15 protein-coding genes are annotated in these 15,482 nt (G+C 70.7%); 6 read left to right on the top strand and 9 right to left on the bottom strand.

Going from position 1 to position 15,482, the window contains the following annotated elements:
• The first annotated feature begins 146 nt into the window (after nt 1–146).
• Nucleotides 147–479, top strand: coding sequence for a monooxygenase system ferredoxin subunit (locus tag V5F67_RS12615; protein WP_394017517.1), 333 nt, complete (start codon nt 147–149; stop codon nt 477–479).
• A gap of 8 nt (nt 480–487) precedes the next feature.
• Here V5F67_RS12615 and V5F67_RS12610 read toward each other — a convergent pair whose 3' ends face one another.
• Complete coding sequence (locus V5F67_RS12610; protein WP_394017518.1) at nt 488–1,570, bottom strand: helix-turn-helix transcriptional regulator; 1,083 nt, start codon at nt 1,568–1,570, stop codon at nt 488–490.
• A gap of 120 nt (nt 1,571–1,690) precedes the next feature.
• Between V5F67_RS12610 and V5F67_RS12605 the strand changes: the two genes are divergently transcribed.
• Complete coding sequence (locus V5F67_RS12605) at nt 1,691–2,398, top strand: SDR family NAD(P)-dependent oxidoreductase (RefSeq protein ID WP_394017519.1); 708 nt, start codon at nt 1,691–1,693, stop codon at nt 2,396–2,398.
• Between the two features lie 80 nt (nt 2,399–2,478).
• Nucleotides 2,479–2,778, top strand: a complete 300-nt coding sequence (locus tag V5F67_RS12600; RefSeq protein ID WP_394017520.1) for a helix-turn-helix domain-containing protein — start codon at nt 2,479–2,481, stop codon at nt 2,776–2,778.
• 147 nt (nt 2,779–2,925) lie between these two features.
• Here the strand turns inward: V5F67_RS12600 and V5F67_RS12595 are convergent, their stop codons facing one another.
• Together V5F67_RS12595 and V5F67_RS12590 are read right to left on the bottom strand one after the other, a co-directional pair.
• On the bottom strand, nt 2,926–3,357 hold the full coding sequence (locus tag V5F67_RS12595; RefSeq protein ID WP_394017521.1) for a DUF6163 family protein: 432 nt from the start codon (nt 3,355–3,357) through the stop codon (nt 2,926–2,928).
• Nucleotides 3,354–4,418: an enoyl-CoA hydratase/isomerase family protein gene (locus V5F67_RS12590; RefSeq protein WP_394017522.1), complete on the bottom strand. Its 1,065-nt coding sequence runs from the start codon at nt 4,416–4,418 to the stop codon at nt 3,354–3,356. Before V5F67_RS12590 ends, V5F67_RS12595 begins: the two co-directional genes overlap by 4 nt.
• 250 nt (nt 4,419–4,668) lie before the next feature.
• On the opposite strand from V5F67_RS12590, the gene hemB reads away from it, so the two are divergent.
• Nucleotides 4,669–5,724, top strand: a complete 1,056-nt coding sequence (hemB, locus tag V5F67_RS12585; protein WP_394017523.1) for a porphobilinogen synthase — start codon at nt 4,669–4,671, stop codon at nt 5,722–5,724.
• Nucleotides 5,725–6,022: 298 nt separating this feature from the next.
• Here hemB and eno read toward each other — a convergent pair whose 3' ends face one another.
• Nucleotides 6,023–7,306, bottom strand: a complete 1,284-nt coding sequence (gene eno / locus V5F67_RS12580) for a phosphopyruvate hydratase (RefSeq protein WP_394017524.1) — start codon at nt 7,304–7,306, stop codon at nt 6,023–6,025.
• A gap of 188 nt (nt 7,307–7,494) precedes the next feature.
• Here eno and queF point away from each other — a divergent pair, with 188 nt between their 5' ends.
• Entirely contained in the window at nt 7,495–7,947 is a 453-nt protein-coding gene (queF, locus tag V5F67_RS12575; RefSeq protein WP_394017525.1) for a preQ(1) synthase, read from the top strand.
• Between the two features lie 48 nt (nt 7,948–7,995).
• Nucleotides 7,996–9,006, top strand: a complete 1,011-nt coding sequence (locus tag V5F67_RS12570; RefSeq protein ID WP_394017526.1) for a DUF1835 domain-containing protein — start codon at nt 7,996–7,998, stop codon at nt 9,004–9,006.
• 96 nt (nt 9,007–9,102) lie between these two features.
• Here V5F67_RS12570 and kdsA read toward each other — a convergent pair whose 3' ends face one another.
• The 5 genes from kdsA to parE all read right to left on the bottom strand — a co-directional run bounded on the left by kdsA (nt 9,103) and on the right by parE (nt 15,439).
• Complete coding sequence (kdsA, locus tag V5F67_RS12565; RefSeq protein ID WP_394017527.1) at nt 9,103–9,969, bottom strand: 3-deoxy-8-phosphooctulonate synthase; 867 nt, start codon at nt 9,967–9,969, stop codon at nt 9,103–9,105.
• A gap of 105 nt (nt 9,970–10,074) precedes the next feature.
• Nucleotides 10,075–11,058, bottom strand: coding sequence for a malate dehydrogenase (locus tag V5F67_RS12560; protein ID WP_394017528.1), 984 nt, complete (start codon nt 11,056–11,058; stop codon nt 10,075–10,077).
• A 188-nt stretch (nt 11,059–11,246) separates the two neighbouring features.
• Nucleotides 11,247–11,906, bottom strand: a complete 660-nt coding sequence (locus tag V5F67_RS12555) for a TPM domain-containing protein (protein WP_394017529.1) — start codon at nt 11,904–11,906, stop codon at nt 11,247–11,249.
• Between the two features lie 189 nt (nt 11,907–12,095).
• Nucleotides 12,096–13,148 (bottom strand): N-acetyl-gamma-glutamyl-phosphate reductase, encoded by a 1,053-nt coding sequence (argC, locus tag V5F67_RS12550; RefSeq protein ID WP_394017530.1) that lies wholly within the window; start codon nt 13,146–13,148, stop codon nt 12,096–12,098.
• Between the two features lie 257 nt (nt 13,149–13,405).
• Nucleotides 13,406–15,439, bottom strand: a complete 2,034-nt coding sequence (gene parE, locus V5F67_RS12545) for a DNA topoisomerase IV subunit B (RefSeq protein ID WP_394017531.1) — start codon at nt 15,437–15,439, stop codon at nt 13,406–13,408.
• Nucleotides 15,440–15,482: the final 43 nt, after the last annotated feature.

The following is a 15,482-nucleotide window of genomic DNA, read 5'->3' as shown; positions in this document are numbered from 1 at the left end:
CTGCCAGCGGGTTGCGGCGTCGCGGCGGGATCTCCCCCGGAACGCGCCTCGCCCGAGGGGCCGGCTTGGCCCGCTCGATGCACGATCCTTGCCAGCGGCCGGCCACGCGAGCGGCGGCGCCCGCAACGATGCACCGGGGGCGATCCATGTTCACACGCGTCTGCAAGCTCGAAACCATCCCCGAGGGCGGCATGTGCCTCGTCATCGCCTCGCAGCGGCACGTCATCCTCGCCTGGCCGGACGACGGGGCGCTGCGCGCCTTTCAGGGGGTCTGCCCGCATTCCGGAACGCCGCTGTCCGAGGCCGCGTTCGACGGCACGGTCCTCATCTGCCCGAGCCACTTCTGGACCTGGGACATGAATACGGGCGCGGCGATCGAGCCGCGCGAGAGCGCCCTTGCCGAATATCCGGTGAAGGTGGAGGACGGGATCGTCTATGTGGACGCGGAGGCGGCCCAGGAACTGTTCGCGCCGCAGTGAGGCGGGCGTCAGAAATGCCACGGGCCGGCGAGCAGCCGGACCAGGTCGGCCTGACGGCTTGTGCCGGTCTTGGCGAACACCGCCTTGAGCTGGCCGCGGATGGTCTCGGGGGAAACGCCCTGGCGGCTGGCCATCTGCTGGACGCTGGCGCCGTCGGCCAGCCAGCCGGCCACCCGCGCCTCCGCCGGAGAAAGGTCGAACAGGCCTTCCAGCAGTTGCCGGGGCGGCCCCTTTCCGGGAACCACGGGCGTCAGCATCAGCAACCCGCTGGCGGCCGAGAACACGTCATTGGCGACGCCGCGCACGGGCAGCAGGTGCGCCACCATGGCCGGCCGCGCCTCGTGCGCGGCTATGGGGATGGATTGAACGCCGCCGCCCGCCCGCGCCAGGCTCCGCGCGAAGGCATCGGCAAGGAGCGCGTCGGCGCCGGGGTCCGACAGCATGAGGCGCTGCCGGCGGTTGCGCACGACGTCCGGGATCAGGTCTTCGAACAGCGCATTGGCGGACAGGAGCTGCTGGCGATCGCCCAGCACCGCCGCCGGAAGCCCGATGAGGCCCAGCGCCTCGGTCGCGGAGCGGACCCGGTCGAGGGCGAGGCGCGCCGAGAAGGCGGCGGCGCGCGCGAGGTGCGGGCGCAGCCGGTCGAGCATCGCCACGTGCTCTCGCGAGACCGGTCCGAGGTTCAGCCGCTTCTCGACCGAAATGACGATGGTGTCGCCGCCCGGCACGAAGATCGCGCTCCCGGCGCACCAGCCGAAGCCGCGCGGGCGCAGGAACTCCGCGTAGAAGGGATCGGCTTCGAGCTCCGCCTCGGTGAAGACGTCCGCCTCGGTGATGAAGCCGGGATGGCGCAGGGAAACGGCAAGAGGGGTCCGGCGGTTGAGCTCCGGCCGGCCCATGGCCTCGAACTCCTGCAGCAGGTCGACCATCACCGGCGTGGCGACGGAGCGCAGCCCGTCGGCCCGGACCGCGAACAGCGCCGCCCCGGCGCCGTCGACTGCTGCGGCGAGCCTGTCGAGTGCCCGCGGCCACAGGTCCGGAACCGATCCGGCCTCGTAGATTTCGTCGACAAGCGGAGGGGGAGGCTCCATGCAATCGCTCCCGGCTGTCGTTAATGTACGGGCGCCGCCCTGGCCTCACAAGAACCAAGGTCGGGTCGGCGCCGGGCCGGTTCGTCACGCCGCGTCCACCACCCGAAGAGGAGCCACGCCATGGGCACAGAGGTCGCCGTCATCGTCGGGGCCGGGCCCGGCCTCAGCGCCGCCCTCGCCCGCCGCCTGGCGCGGGACGGCTTCCGGCTCGCGCTGGTCGCGCGGAACGTGGACAAGCTCGCCGAGCTGGTCGCCAGCCTGTCGAAGCAGACCACCGTGCTGCCGCTGGCCGCCGATGCCGCCGATGCGGGCCAGATCGAGGATGCGTTCGCGCGCGCGGAAGGCGCGCTCGGAACGCCGGACCTCGTCGTCTTCAATGCCGCCCAGCGTCACCGCGGGCCGATCGAGGACCTCGACCCCGAGGCGGTGCTGGCGGCCTACCGGACCGGGGCCTTCGCCGGCTTCCTCACCGCCCAGGCGGCGGCGCGGCGCATGCTGAGGCGCGGCGCCGGCACGCTGCTCTTCACCGGCGCCACCGCCTCGGTCAAGGCGATGCCGCAGTCGACGCCCTTCGCCATGGCGAAGTTCGCGTTGCGCGGGCTGGCGCAGGGCCTCGCCCGCGAGCTCGGGCCGCGCGGCATCCATGTGGCGCACCTGATCGTCGACGGCGGCATCGCCTCGTCCTGGGCCCGGCCCGGCGATGCGGGCGCCCCCGACAGGTGGCTCGACCCCGATGCCATCGCCGCGGCCTATCTCACCCTCCACCGCCAGCACCGCTCCGCCTGGACGGCCGAGATGGACCTGCGGCCCTGGGTCGAGACCTTCTGAGGGCACCGCCGCCTCCGGCGGGGCGTTGTGCCGACCCTTGGGGCATGGCATCTTCCCCCCGATCACGGGGAGGTTCGCGGTTGCCGCTGTCCGACGTCACAGGCCGCCAGATCAAGGCGGGGCGGGCCCTGCTCGGCTGGAAGCGCGCGGAGCTCGCCGCCCACGCCGGCGTGACCGCGGATGACGTGCGCGCGGCCGAGGCCGACGCGACGCCCCAAGAGGCCCTCAATGCGCCCCTCGCCGCGACCCGCGTCCGCCTCGCCGACGCGCTGGCCGATGCGGGCATCGCCTTCACCAATGGCGGTTCGCAGGGCGTGATGCTGCGCCCGAGATCGGAAGGGCTGCGCCCGGAAGATCTCAACGCCTCCAACGACGACTGAGCCGGGACAGGACTTTCCGCATGATTCTGCACAATTTCGCCGCGCGCCACTGGATCATCGTGGCCGCCATCCTGGTGATCTGCGTTCTCGCCTATCTCGGCAGCTGGTCCTGAGGCCGGGGGTGCGGCCGGCCTCCCGCCGCCGCGCTCACCCCTCGTCGCTTTCCTGCGCCGCCTTGATGGAGAGGACCGCATAGGCCACCACCAGGGCCAGCTCGACGATGGTGAAGAGGAGGATGCGGGTCATCTCCGCCGGCGCCAGGGCGCCGAACAGCACCTGCGTCAGCGTCGCGATCAGCCACAGCACCACCGCCCAGCCGGCGCGCAGCCACAGCCCGACGCCGGCGATGGGATCGATGATGGCGGCCCAGATCACCGCCGCCTGGGCCACCGTGCCCATCTGCTCGAAGCGCGAGGGCGTGCCGTCGCCGATGCCGAGGATGACCGCCCACTGGATCACGCCCTCGAACAGCAGGAACGCCGCCACCGCGCGCAGGAACAGGAACAGCCGCCGCCGCCAGGGCGGCAGCTTCTCCAGGGTCGCGCGCGCGCTGGCGTCGATGGGCTCGTACTGGCTCATGCCCCCGGCGCCAGGAGCTCGAGCTCGTCGTCGATGGGCGCGAAGTGCGCGGCGATGACCTCCGGGTCCACGTCGGCCAGCGTCGCCGGACGCCAGCGCGGGACATGGTCGCGGTCGATCAGCGCGGCGCGCACGCCTTCGTAGAAGTCATGGCCGGCGGCGACGCGGTTCACCGCCCGGAACTCCGCCTTGAGGCAGCCCGCGAGATCGAGCGCGGGGCCGCGCCGGATCTGCTCCATGGCGATGGAGAGCGAGGTGGGCGACTTGGTGCGGATCTCGGCCGCCGTGGCGGCGGCGAATTCCCCGTCCGCGCCGCCCATCCCCGCCGCCTCGTCCAGCGCCGCGAGGATGGAGACGACGTCCGGCCGCGCGAACGCCACCGAGATGAAGGCGAGCCGCTCGGCGAGCGGGCCGGGGCCGGGCTCGATGCGGTGATCGGCGATCGCGCGCTCCACCTCCGCGCCGCCGACGAGCGCGGCCTCCAGCGCCGAAAAGGCGGCGGAGGGCACCACGTCGGTGGCGAGGCCCACCGCATAGGCGTCGGCGCCGCGGATGCGCGCGCCGGTGAGCGCCAGATAGGTGCCGAACGCCCCCGGAAGGCGCGGCAGCACATGGGTGCCGCCCACGTCCGGGAACAGGCCGATGCCCACCTCCGGCATGGCGAACAGATAGCGGTCGCCCGCCACCCGGTGCGCGCCATGGGCCGAGATGCCGAAGCCGCCGCCCATGCAGATGCCGTCGATCAGCGAGACATAGGGCTTGGGGAAGCAGCCGATATAGTGGTTGAGCACATATTCCTCGCGCCAGAAGGCGAGCGCGTCGGCGACCCGGCCGCTGCTGCCCGACTCGCAGAGCCAGCGCACGTCGCCGCCGGCGCAGAACGCCTTTTCCCCGGCGCCCTTGATGATGACGCGGGTGATGGCGGGGGCCGCCGCCCAATGGCGCATGCTGCGGATGATCTCGCGCACCATGGGCAAGGTGAGCGCATTGAGGGCCTTCGGCCGGTTGAGCGTGATGACGCCTGCGGCGCCCTTCTCCTCCAGAATGACCTCAGGCTCCATGGCGTTCCCGTTCCTCCGCATCCCGCGTGCATTCTTTTGCCCGGTGCCTGAGGCACCGCGGCGACGGCCATGCGAGCGTTATTCTCGGTGGGAGCCAGCGTCAACGTTTTGCCATGCCGCCACCCTCGCGATGGCGGGCTGCGGGCGCTATAAAAGCGTCGCGGCGCGCCGGCGCCGCATGCCACGAGCCGGGCGGCAGCGCCTGAGCGAATGCCGGCCGCGCCTGACGCGGCCGCCGGAAAGACCGACCATGCCGATGACCACCCCCCGCATCCGCCCCGCCGCCGAGCTGGCCGCCGCGCCCGAGCGCGCCGCGCACCGTCTCGACCTTCCCGTGCGCATGCGCCGCAACCGCAAGAGCGACTGGTCGCGCCGGCTGGTGCGCGAGAACACGCTCACCGTCGACGATCTGATCTGGCCGATCTTCGTCATGGACGGGCATCAGGCGCGCACCCCCATCGCCTCCATGCCCGGTGTCGAGCGCCTCACCGTGGACGAGGCGGTGCGCGCGGCCGAGGGCGCGGCCAGGCTGAAGATCCCCGCGCTCGCCATCTTCCCCTATGTCGACCCGGCCCGGCGCGACGAGATGGGCTCGGAGGCGCTGAACGAGGCGAACGTGGTGTGCCGGGCGCTGCGCGCCATCAAGGCCGAGGTGCCGGACATCGGCCTCATCACCGACGTCGCCCTCGACCCCTTCACCAGCCACGGCCATGACGGCCTGCTGGAGGACGGGCGCATCCTCAACGACGCGACGGTGGAGGTGCTGGTGCGCCAGGCCATCACCCAGGCCGCCGCCGGCGCCGACGTGATCGCCCCCTCCGACATGATGGACGGGCGCATCGGCGCCATCCGCTCGGGGCTCGACGCGGCCGGCTTCGAGGACGTGCAGATCATGTCCTACGCGGCGAAGTACGCCTCGGCCTTCTACGGCCCGTTCCGCGACGCCATCGGCACCGCCAAGACGCTGACCGGCGACAAGCGCACCTACCAGATGGACCCCGGCAACGGCGCCGAGGCGCTGCGCGAGGCGGCGCTGGACGTCGAGGAAGGCGCCGACATGCTGATGGTGAAGCCGGGCCTGCCCTATCTCGACATCGTGTGGCGGGTGAAGGAGGCGTTCGGCCTGCCCACCTACGCCTATCAGGTGTCCGGCGAGTACGCGATGATCGAGGGCGCGGCCCGCAACGGCTGGGTGGAGGGCGACCGGATCATGCTGGAGAGCCTGATGGCCTTCAAGCGCGCCGGCGCCGACGGCATCCTCACCTATTTCGCCCCCCGCGTGGCGGAGAAGCTGGCGAAGGGGTGAGGCGCGGCGCCAGTCGGCGGCTCATGGAGCCGGCCCCTTCGCCTCCAGAGAGAACGTGCCACCCCCACCCCCCTGTAGGGAGGGGGGTGGGGGTGGCGCTGCCCCATCATCTTCCACCCGTCGCCCTCCGGCTTGACCGGAGGGCCTATGACCCTCGCCGCACTTGCAATCGCGAGGATGGATGCTCCGGTCAAGCCGGAGCATGACGGCGAAAGACGGCGAACGCGCCGACACCCCCGCCCCTCCTCTGCCCCTCCCCACAAGGAGGGAGGAGTTTCCCGGTTCCAGGCCTTGAGGCTCAGGCGAGCGCCTTGAGCGCCGCCTTGCCGGCATAGCGCGCCTCGTTGCCCAGCTCCTGCTCGATGCGCAGCAGCTGGTTGTACTTGGCGGTGCGGTCGGCGCGGGCGAGCGAGCCGGTCTTGATCTGCCCGCAATTGGTCGCCACGGCGAGGTCGGCGATGGTCGCGTCCTCGGTCTCGCCCGAGCGGTGGGACATCACCGCGCGGTAGCCCGCCTTGTGGGCCATCTCCACCGCGTCCAGGGTCTCGGTGAGGGAGCCGATCTGGTTCACCTTCACCAGGATCGCGTTGCCGACCCCCTCCCTGATGCCGCGCGACAGGCGCTCGACATTGGTCACGAACAGATCGTCGCCCACCAGTTGGCACTTGGCGCCGATGGCGTCGGTGACGAGCTTCCAGCCGGCCCAGTCGTCCTCGGCCATGCCGTCCTCGATGGTGACGATGGGATAGCGCGCCACGAGGTCGGCGAGGTACTTCACCTGCTCCTCGATGGAGCGCGTCCTGCCCTCGCCCTCATAGGCGTAGGCGCCGTCCTTGAAGAACTCGGTCGCGGCGCAGTCGAGGCCGAGATAGATGTCCTCGCCCGGCTTGAAGCCGGCCTTCTCGATGGCGGTCATGACGAAGTCGAGCGCCGCGTCGGCGGACGGCAGGTTCGGCGCGAAGCCGCCCTCGTCGCCCACATTGGTGTTGTGGCCGGCGGCCTTGAGGCCCTTCTTCAAGGTATGGAACACCTCGGCGCCCCAGCGCAGGCCTTCCGCGAAGGTCGGCGCGCCGGCGGGCATGATCATGAATTCCTGGAAGTCGATGGGGTTGTCCGCATGGGCGCCGCCATTGATGATGTTCATCATCGGCACCGGCAGCACGCGGGCGTTCACGCCGCCCACATAGCGGTAGAGCGGCAGGTCGGACGCCACCGCCGCCGCCTTCGCCACCGCCAGCGAGACGCCGAGGATGGCGTTGGCGCCGAGCCGGGCCTTGTTGGGGGTGCCGTCGAGGCCGATGAGGACGCTGTCGATATGGGCCTGGTCCTCGGCCTCGTAGCCGCCGATGGCGTCGAAGATCTCGCCGTTGACCGCCTCCACCGCCTTCTCGACCCCCTTGCCGAGATAGCGGTCGGCATCGCCGTCGCGCAGCTCCACCGCCTCATGGGCGCCGGTGGAGGCGCCGGACGGCACCGCCGCGCGGCCGAAGGAGCCGTCCTCCAGCACCACGTCCACCTCCACCGTGGGGTTGCCGCGGCTGTCGAGGATCTCCCGGGCGATGATGTCGACGATGGCGGTCATGAAATGGTCCTTCCCTGGTGCACAGCTTGCGGGCGCGGTGCTTCTAGCGCGATCACGCTTCCGTGCGAAGGGGGCTGGGCGGCGAAGCAGTGCCGCGCCGGAAGCAAGGATCGCCGCCGGCCGGCGGCGGCGCCGGTTGAACCGCGAGCCGAAGCGCCGTATTGCCCGCGTTTCAAGGATGTGAGCCCATGACCGACACGCCGCTCCAGCTCGGCATCACGACCGCCCTGCCCGCCTCGCCCGAGGCGGCGGTGCTCGACCGCGTGCCGAACCCGCACCCGGACACGGACTATGTGGCGCGCTTCACCTGCCCGGAATTCACCTCCCTGTGCCCGGTGACCGGCCAGCCGGACTTCGCGCACCTCGTCATCGACTACGTGCCCGACCGGTTCCTGGTGGAATCCAAGTCGCTGAAGCTCTATCTCGCCGCCTTCCGCAATCACGGCGCCTTCCACGAGGATTGCACGGTGGCCATCGGCAAGCGCATCGCCGGCCTGCTGGAGCCGCGCTTCCTGCGCATCGCCGGCTACTGGTATCCGCGGGGGGGCATCCCCATCGACGTCTTCTGGCAGACCGGAACCGTGCCGAAGGGAGCATGGCTTCCCGAGACGGGCGTCGCGCCCTATCGTGGGCGCGGTTGAACGCGGGGGATGATCGCGGCGCGCAGGCGCCCGGAAAGGCAGGCCTCCATGCCGAAGCTCATCATCACCAATGGCGACGCCGCCGCCGGCCGCATCCGGGCGGCGGGGCTTAAGGGCCACCTCGTTCCGTGGCAGGACATGCTGCATGACGGACCGGTGCCGGCCGACGCCGACCTCGACCGCGTCTCGGACGTGCGGGCGGCCTTCCTGGCCGAGGCTCTGGGCATGGAGCTCGACGCGGTGCGTGCGGATTTCGCCCATCGCGATGCCCAGATCGAGGTCCACGGCGCCTATGGCGAGGTGGAGCTGTGGTTCGAGCACGATCTCTACGACCAGCTCCAGCTCATCCAGGTCCTGAACTATTTCTCCGACCAGCCCGAGCGCATGGGTGTGTTCCTCCTGCAGGCCTCCCACTATCTCGGCATCATGGAGGCGGACGAGGTGTCGGCGCTCGCCGAGGCGCGGGCGCCGCTCTCGCAGCTGCAGATGGAGACCGGCCGCCATGCCTGGGAGGCCTTCACCGCCCCCACCCCCACGGCGCTGGCCGACTTCGCCCATGCCCGGCACGACAGCCTGCCCCATCTCGCGCCCGCCTTGCGGCGCCTGCTGGCGGAGTTCCCGGCGCCCCATTCCGGCCTCTCGCTGACCGAGGAGCGCATCCTGCGCCAGCTCGCGGACGGGCCGGCGAAGGTGGCGAAGGTGTTCGGCGCGGTGCATTCCATGGACGAGGCGCAGTTTCTCGCCGACCTGCCCTTCTTCCTGCGCCTCGACGGCCTCGCCTTCGCCCACGAGCCGCTGATCGAAGGGCTGCCGTTCCGCACCGGAGACTGCGGCCCGCTCGGCTTCACCCCGGGCGACGGCGGCGCCGCGGAAGCTTCCTACCGCGCCTATGCGGGAGCCGAGATCGCCCTCACCAAGGCGGGCGCCGCGGCGCTGGCGGGGCGCTTCGACCATGCCTGCGAGAACCAGGTGGAGCGCGCCATCGGCGGCACCCATATCGGCCCCGGCGCCATGTGGCGCTACGACCGCGCGTCCGGCGAGCTGACGGCGCCGAACTGAGGCGATCGAGCGTTCACCTTGCGTCGTGGTGCCCCGTCATGCCCCGAGCGGTGCGTCCGTGGGCCACCGCTGCGTGCTGCCCCTTGAGGCGTCCCCTCAGATGCTGACCGGGTGTGCCTTGGCGACGGCGTCGAACGCCTGGAGCGTGGCGATGAGGCCCTCCAGCTCCCTGAGCGGCACCATGTTCGGCCCGTCCGAGGGCGCCTTGTCCGGATCGGGGTGGGTCTCGATGAACACCGCCGCGACCCCCACCGCCACCGCGGCGCGGGCCAGAACCGGCACGAACTCGCGCTGTCCGCCCGAGGAGGTGCCCTGCCCGCCCGGCTGCTGCACCGAGTGGGTGGCGTCGAACACCACCGGCGCGCCGGTGGTCTTGGCGAGGATCGGCAGGCCCCGCATGTCGGACACCAGCGTGTTGTAGCCGAACGAGACGCCGCGCTCGGTGACCAGCACCCTGCCGTTGCCGGCGCCGGTGAGCTTGGCCACCACGTTCTTCATGTCCCAGGGGGCGAGGAACTGGCCCTTCTTCACGTTCACCACCTTGCCGGTGCGGGCGGCGGCGACCAAGAGGTCGGTCTGCCGGCACAGGAAGGCGGGAATCTGCAGCACGTCCACCACCTCGGCGGCGGGGGCGCACTGGTCGATCTCGTGCACGTCGGTCAGCGTCGGCAGGCCCAGCGTGTCGCGGATCTCCGCGAACACCGGCAGCGCGCCGCCGAGGCCCATGCCGCGCTGGGCGGACAGAGAGGTGCGGTTGGCCTTGTCGAACGAGGTCTTGAAGATCAGCGGGATCTGCCGGCGGGCGGCGATCTCCTTGAGCGCGGCCGCCACTTCCAGAGCGTGGGCGCGGCTCTCCATCTGGCAGGGGCCGGCGATGAGCGCGAGCGGCAAAGCGTTGCCGATCCTCACGCCGCCGATGGTGACGACGGGCTCGGCCTCCACGGGCAGCGGCTGGATGGTCATAAACGCAAATCCTCGGGGTCCGGGCGCGGCCCGGCGGGCCGCCAACCTAGTTCGCTCCGCCCCCGCAGGGAAGCGGGCGCCGCAAGGCGCGGCGCCCGCGATCGTTCAGCCCAGGAGGCCGGCGACGCCGTCGCGCTCCTCCAGGAGCTCCTTCAGGGTCTTGTCGAACATGGACTTGGAGAAGTCGTCCATGGGCAGGCCCTGGACCACCTCGTACTCGCCGCCCGAGCACACCGCAGGCATGCCGAACACGATGCCCTCCGGCACGCCGTAGGAGCCGTCCGAGGCGACACCCATGGAGACCCACTTGCCGTCGGTGCCGTGGATCCAGTCGTGCATGTGGTCGATGGCGGCGTTGGCGGCCGAGGCGGCCGAGGACAGGCCGCGCGCCTCGATGATGGCGGCGCCGCGCTTGCCGACGGTCGGCAGCAGCACCTCGCGGTACCAGGTCTCGTCGTTGATGAGCGCCGGCAGCGGCTTGCCGTCCACCGAGGCGAAGCGGTAGTCGGCATACATGGTCGGCGAGTGGTTGCCCCACACCGCGACCTTCTCGATGTCCTTGGAGGCGACGTTCGCCTTGGCGGCGAACTGCGAGAGCGCGCGGTTGTGGTCGAGCCGCAGCATGGCGGTGATGTTCCTGGCCGGCAGGTCCGGGGCGCTCTTCGCGGTGATGTAGGCGTTGGTGTTGGCCGGGTTGCCGACCACCAGCACCTTCACGTCGCGCTTGGCCGCCTCGTTCAGCGCCTTGCCCTGGACCTTGAAGATCTCGGCGTTGGCGCTGAGCAGGTCGGCGCGCTCCATGCCCTTCGAGCGCGGGCGGGCGCCCACCAGGATGGCGGCGTCGATGTCCTTGAAGGCCACCTTCGGATCGTCGGTGATCACCACGCCGGCATAGTTCGGGAACGCGCAGTCCTCGATCTCCATCACCACGCCCTTCACGGCGCCCTGGGCCTGGGGCAAATCGAGGAGCTGCAGGATGACGGGCTGGTCCTTGCCGAACAGGTCGCCGTTGGCGATGCGGAACAGGAGAGAATAGCAGATCTGACCGGCGGCGCCCGTGACGGCGACGCGAACGGCGGGTTTGGTCATGGAGGAAAGCCCCTTGCCTAGTCCGAGCCCGGGTCGGCTCGGGCCGGCAATCTATGCCGCCATGCAGCAGAATGAAAGCCGGCTGGCGGCGGGACCAAAGTCGGAGCGCGCCCTGGAATTTTCCGCGCCCTCATCCCCCGGCTGTGTCCGGGGCATGACGGGTCCGCGGGCGCTCGGACCGCCCGCTCTCACATGATGATGACGTGGTTCGCCAATTCGTTGCGCTCGCCGGGCTTTGAGGGCAGCGGGCCGGAGAGCAGGTCGCCCGCCTTGTGCACGCCGGCGATGAGGCCATCGGCAAGGCTGCCCTTCTTGGCCTGGTCGGCCACCCGCTCGCAGATGTCGCTCCAGGCGCTGTGACCGAGCGGGGTATGCACGCCCTCGTCCGCCACCACCTCGATCAGGTGCTCCTGGGAGGCGGCGAAGATCAGGATGCCGGTGCGCCCCTTGGTCTGCGGGATGCCGTGGGCAAGGAACATCTCGACGGCGGCGGAGCGCGCCGCCGCCTTCAGGGCGAGGCGCGGGATCACCTTCTGGGCGACGCTGGGCAGCATCAGGATGCCGGCGAACACCATGAACATGGCCGCCTGGATGCCGAGCAGCTGCATCGGCCGCATGGGCAAGAGCAGCACCAGGATCCACGGCAGCACCAGCGCCGCCAGCGCCGCATACATCACCGAGTAGAAGGGATGCTGGATCAGCGGCTCGCGTTGCACCACCACGCGGATCTCGGCCGACGTCTTCGCCTCGGCCGCCGCCACGGCGGCGGCGATGCGCTGGAGCGCCTCGGGGGCGATCGTCGTCTGCTGTGCGTCCTCGGCGACAGCGGAGGGGGGAAAGAGCTTCATCGCAGGTCTCCCGGTGCGCCGCCCGCGACGCAGGACGGAGCCTTGTCTATCATATCCCAGGCCGCCGAAGCGGAAAACTCGCAGCGATGCAGCCCGTTGGGCGGGATCAATCACCGGATTACCGCCCCGGGCGCCGCTGTCCCTCCCCTTCACGCGCGCGGGCGGGCGGCGAAAGCGCCGCCGCCGCGCCTATGGCGAGAGCGCGATCTGCTCCAGCCCGAGCGTCTCGGGGAAGCCGAGCACCAGGTTCATGTTCTGCACCGCCTGGCCGGAGGCGCCCTTCACCAGGTTGTCCAGGGTCGAGACGATGATGACGCGGCCGGGAATGCGGTCCGCCACCACGCCGATCAGGACCATGTTGGAGCCGCGGGTATGCCGCGACAGCGGCACCTGGCCCAGCGGCAGCACATGAACGAACGGTTCGCCCTTGTAGTAGGTGGCGATGATCTGGTGCAGGTCCTCGGCCTTGGCGCCGGTGGTGCGCGCGAAGATGGTGGCGTAGATGCCCCGGTTCATGGGCGCGAGCACCGGCACGAACATGGGCGTCACCGGCCGGCCGGCGGCCTTGGAATATTCCTGGTCCAGCTCGCCCATGTGCCGGTGCGAGCCCACCGAATAGGCGAACGTGCCCTCGGAGATCTCCGAGAACAGCATCGCCTCCTTGGCCGAGCGGCCGGCACCCGACATGCCGGTCTTGGAATCGATGACGATGCTGTCCGGATCGATCGCCCCCGCCTCCAGCAGCGGCACGATCGGCAGGATGGCGGTGGTGGTGTGGCAGCCGGGATTGGCGACGAGCCGCGCCTTGCGGATCTCTTCGCGATAGATCTCCACCAGCCCGAACACCGCCTCCTGCTGCAGCTCCAGCGCCCCGTGCGGGTGGCCGTACCACTGCTCGTAGGCGCCGGGGTCGGACAGGCGGAAGTCGGCGGAAAGGTCCACCACCTTGAGGCCCGGATGCTTCTCCAGCAGCGCCTTCACCACCTGCTGGGTGGTGGCGTGGGGCAGCGCGCAGAACACGAGGTCCACGGCCGAGAAGTCCGCCTCCTCGATGGTGACGAGCTTCGGCAGCGGGAACGGCGCGAACTGCGGGAACACGTCCGCCATCGCCTGCCCGGCCTTGCGGTCGGCGGTCAGGACCGTGATCTCGACGCGCGGATGGCGCAGCAGCAGGCGCACCAGCTCCGACCCGGTATAGCCGGAGGCGCCGAGCACGGCGATGCGAGCCTTCTGATCCGCCATCTTCCTCTCCTGACGCGGCCGGCGCTGGAAGCGGCCGGCGGTGTGGGGCGAAGGTGTCTACACCCTTCCCCCGAGTGGGGAAAGGCGCCGATGGCGATCCTGTTCCCCCTCGCCGGCTCGCCATCGTGGCGGCAGGCGAGGCAGGGCCGGTTTGAAAACGCCAGATCGGGTCCCGGCCCGGCTTCCCGCCATGCCCGGACTTGTGTGGACGTGCGACGCCGCGAAAGGCGCCGTTCCTGGCACTTCCAAGCAGGCGCTCAGATGTCCAGCAGCTCCTCGTCCGCGAACGCCGCGCGCTCGGAGATGAAGGCGAAGCGCGCTTCCGGCTTGTTGCCCATGAGGCGCTCCACCAGGTCGGCGGTCGCCGCCCGCTCGGCGTCCTCGATGCCGACGCGCTGGAGCGTGCGGGTGCGCGGGTCCATGGTGGTCTCCTTCAGCTGCGCCGGCATCATCTCGCCGAGGCCCTTGAAGCGGCCCACCTCCACCTTGCCCTTGGCCGAGAACTCCTTCTTCAGCAGCTGGTCCTTGTGGGCGTCGTCACGGGCGTAGAGCGTCTTCGCCCCCTGGGTGATGCGGTAGAGCGGCGGCACGGCGAGGAAGAGGTGGCCCTCCTCGATCAGCTTCGGCATCTGGCGGAAGAAGTAGGTGACGAGCAGCGAGGCGATGTGGGCGCCGTCCACGTCGGCGTCGGTCATGATGATGACCTTCTCGTAGCGCAGGTCGCTCTCGCGATAGTGGTTGAGCGCGCCGCAGCCGAGCGCCTGGCCGAGGTCGGCGAGCTGCTGGTTCTGGGCCAGCTTGTCGCGGCCCGCGCTCGCCACGTTCAGGATCTTGCCGCGCAGCGGCAGCACCGCCTGGGTCTTGCGGTCGCGCGCCTGCTTGGCCGAGCCGCCGGCCGAGTCGCCCTCGACGATGAACAGCTCCGAGCCCGCCGCCTCGGTGTTGGAGCAGTCGGCGAGCTTGCCCGGCAGGCGCAGCTTGCGCACCGCGGTCTTGCGCGAGACCTCCTTCTCCTGCTTGCGCCGCAGGCGCTCCTCGGCGCGGTCGATCACGTGGTCGAGCAGGCGGCTCGCCTGCACCGGATTGGCCGCGAGCCAGTGGTCGAAGGGGTCGCGCAGCGCCTGCTCGACGATGCGCGCCGCCTCCTGGGTGGCGAGGCGATCCTTGGTCTGGCCCTGGAACTCCGGCTCGCGCACGAACACCGAGAGCATGGCGGCGCAGCCGGTGATGACGTCGTCGCCGGTGACGATGCCGGCGCGCTTGCCCTGGCCGGAGCGCTCGGCATGGTCCTTGAGGCCCTTCAGCAGCACCGTGCGCAGGCCGTTCTCGTGGGTGCCGCCGTCGGGCGTCGGAATGGTGTTGCAGTAGGAGGAGATGCCGCCGTCGCCGTCCGCGACCCACGCCACCGCCCATTCCACCGAGCCGTGGCCGCCCGCCTTCTGGATGCGGCCGGAGAAGATGTCCGGGTGCACCAGCGTCTGGCCCTCCAGCTCGCCGGCGAGATAGTCGCGCAGGCCGCCGGGGAAGCGGAACACCATCTTCTCGGGCACGTCCGTGCCCTTCACCAGGGCGCCGTCGCAGGACCATCGGATCTCGACGCCGCCGAACAAATACGCCTTCGAGCGCGCCATGCGGAACACGCGGGCCGGCTCGAAATGGGCCGAGGCACCGAAGATCTCCGGGTCGGGATGGAAGCGCACGCGGGTGCCGCGCCGGTTGGTGATGCGGCCCACCTCCTTGAGCGGCCCCTGGGGCACGCCCTTGGAGAAGCTCTGGCGGTAGAGCGTCTGGCCCCGCGCCACCTCCACCTCCAGGTCGTCGGAGAGCGCGTTCACCACCGAGACGCCGACGCCGTGCAGGCCGCCCGAGGTCTCGTAGACCTTGCTGTCGAACTTTCCGCCGGCATGGAGCGTGGTCATGATGACCTCGAGCGCCGACTTGCCGGGGAACTTCGGGTGGTCCTCCACCGGAATGCCGCGCCCGTTGTCGGTCACGGTCAGGTAGCCGTCCGCCCCCAGCTCCACCTCGATGAAGGAGGCGTGGCCGGCCACCGCCTCGTCCATGGAATTGTCGATCACCTCGGCGAACAGGTGGTGCAGCGCCTTGGAATCGGTGCCGCCGATATACATGCCCGGCCGGCGCCGCACCGGCTCCAGGCCTTCCAGCACCTCGATATGGGCGGCGGTGTAGTCGTTGGCCATGGCCGGAACGGCCGTCGCCTTGGCCTTGGCTGCGGGCTTGGGGGCGGGACGGGGCGTGGCGCCCCCGAAGAGGTCATCGGTATCGGACATGGGTGCTCGATAGCAGAAGGGCGGGGCCCGGGGCACGCGAATC

Source organism: Xanthobacter pseudotagetidis (assembly GCF_043194795.2).
GTDB lineage: Bacteria > Pseudomonadota > Alphaproteobacteria > Rhizobiales > Xanthobacteraceae > Xanthobacter > Xanthobacter tagetidis_A.
The sequence above is the reverse complement of the archived record's forward strand: the minus strand, read 5'-3'. Positions and strand labels throughout refer to the sequence as shown.

Coding starts and splice junctions, on each gene's coding strand:
- V5F67_RS12570 (WP_394017526.1), top strand. CDS start 7,996: ATGCCGAAGCTCATCATCACCAATGGCGACGCCGCCGCCGGCCGCATC.
- V5F67_RS12615 (WP_394017517.1), top strand. CDS start 147: ATGTTCACACGCGTCTGCAAGCTCGAAACCATCCCCGAGGGCGGCATG.
- argC (WP_394017530.1), bottom strand. CDS start 13,148: ATGGCGGATCAGAAGGCTCGCATCGCCGTGCTCGGCGCCTCCGGCTAT.
- V5F67_RS12595 (WP_394017521.1), bottom strand. CDS start 3,357: ATGAGCCAGTACGAGCCCATCGACGCCAGCGCGCGCGCGACCCTGGAG.
- V5F67_RS12610 (WP_394017518.1), bottom strand. CDS start 1,570: ATGGAGCCTCCCCCTCCGCTTGTCGACGAAATCTACGAGGCCGGATCG.
- eno (WP_394017524.1), bottom strand. CDS start 7,306: ATGACCGCCATCGTCGACATCATCGCCCGGGAGATCCTCGACAGCCGC.
- parE (WP_394017531.1), bottom strand. CDS start 15,439: ATGTCCGATACCGATGACCTCTTCGGGGGCGCCACGCCCCGTCCCGCC.
- V5F67_RS12605 (WP_394017519.1), top strand. CDS start 1,691: ATGGGCACAGAGGTCGCCGTCATCGTCGGGGCCGGGCCCGGCCTCAGC.
- queF (WP_394017525.1), top strand. CDS start 7,495: ATGACCGACACGCCGCTCCAGCTCGGCATCACGACCGCCCTGCCCGCC.
- kdsA (WP_394017527.1), bottom strand. CDS start 9,969: ATGACCATCCAGCCGCTGCCCGTGGAGGCCGAGCCCGTCGTCACCATC.
- V5F67_RS12555 (WP_394017529.1), bottom strand. CDS start 11,906: ATGAAGCTCTTTCCCCCCTCCGCTGTCGCCGAGGACGCACAGCAGACG.
- V5F67_RS12590 (WP_394017522.1), bottom strand. CDS start 4,418: ATGGAGCCTGAGGTCATTCTGGAGGAGAAGGGCGCCGCAGGCGTCATC.
- hemB (WP_394017523.1), top strand. CDS start 4,669: ATGCCGATGACCACCCCCCGCATCCGCCCCGCCGCCGAGCTGGCCGCC.
- V5F67_RS12560 (WP_394017528.1), bottom strand. CDS start 11,058: ATGACCAAACCCGCCGTTCGCGTCGCCGTCACGGGCGCCGCCGGTCAG.